Source organism: Pseudomonas californiensis (assembly GCF_021147775.1).
Taxonomy (GTDB): domain Bacteria; phylum Pseudomonadota; class Gammaproteobacteria; order Pseudomonadales; family Pseudomonadaceae; genus Aquipseudomonas; species Aquipseudomonas californiensis.
In genome coordinates this window covers 1-1,199 of sequence record NZ_JAGTPK010000124.1, presented here as the reverse complement: position 1 = coordinate 1,199, position 1,199 = coordinate 1, and the positions used below count along the sequence as shown (strand labels likewise).

Here is a 1,199-nt window from a genome sequence, read left to right as displayed (position 1 = left end):
GTACAACTGGGTTCGCCCCCATCAATTCAACGGTGGGCTGGCGCCAGCTCGGGCCGAAGAAAAACTTAACGTCGTGTCCGGGATTAGTTGACCACTACAGTGTGATCATCAGATCAGGCTGGAGTCGAAAAACTTTTTTGCCTTGATGAGTACATAGATATTCGCTCTTGCTCTGGGTGTGCAGCGTTGCGTCAGAAGGTAAAGAATCCTTCAAACAAGCGGCAACGTACCGTTCGAACAGTTTTTCCATGGGGAACAAGAGGCTCATGCCCTGCCAATCGCCTGCAATCGCCAAGGGCGTTTGTTGTTCGATGATGAGTTCGCACCAAGGCCTTACCGGCTGGTAGTGGGCCATGAGGCGGTCATGGCGCCACTGTTTCAAATCTTGCGTGGTGTCTCTACTGGCTGGGATATCTAGCAGGACTGAACGCAACTCATGGGAGAGGCGCCAGTTGCTGGGGTCTTGCGTGGTTTTGCAGACAATCTCTAGCGCCGTCTTGAGCAGCCGGTTCTCTGGGCGGTCAGGCAGGAATATATCGTGACGGATTTGAAAGTGATGCTGCCTACCAGCGGGCTGACGCATTTGGCGGGCCGTATTGAGTTGGCCTCGCAGATACCGCTGCTCTTCCTCAACCCGCTGATAGTCGAAGCGCAGGCCCCTTTTGATTAAATGGTCTAACGCGTCAAGGAAGCTGCGCATTACCCACTCAGTCAACGGAGCATCGAAACGCTGCAAGTCCGTTGCCCCGACTTTACGAGTGGGCAGGTCCAGAGACTTCTGAATCATTCGCCGCAGTAAGGTACGGCTTTGCTGAATGCAGTCGCCTTGCTCGAAATGCTTGGGCAGAATTTCAATGCGCGTTCCACAAGGTGTTTCCAGCGCTCCTACGTAGTTATCGAGCTTTAGCCACTGACGGCCTTCAATCTGGACCAGAGCAGCCCCGGCCTTGCTAAATTGCGAACTCGTTTTACACAACCAATCGAAAGCCGACGGCGTTACCTGCGCGACATCGAGCGTAGGGCTAGAAATATGACTGGTGGTAAGCCGGGCATATTCACGAACCGTCAGGGTGGTTTTCACCCCTTGTGCTCAGCCATAGCGTAACCGTCCGGCGAAGTCACCTACCCGATCCCTGCAATAAGGACGATGTTCTCCACTTAAAAAATATGTGGACACCATCGCCCTTATCATCGGGATT

1 pseudogene is annotated in these 1,199 nt (G+C 53.5%); it reads right to left on the bottom strand.

Features of this window, described 5'->3' with window-relative positions:
* Window positions 1-100 precede the first annotated feature (100 nt).
* Window positions 101-1,081: pseudogene (locus tag KDX37_RS29190) on the bottom strand (McrC family protein); the annotation flags it as partial.
* Window positions 1,082-1,199 lie beyond the last annotated feature (118 nt).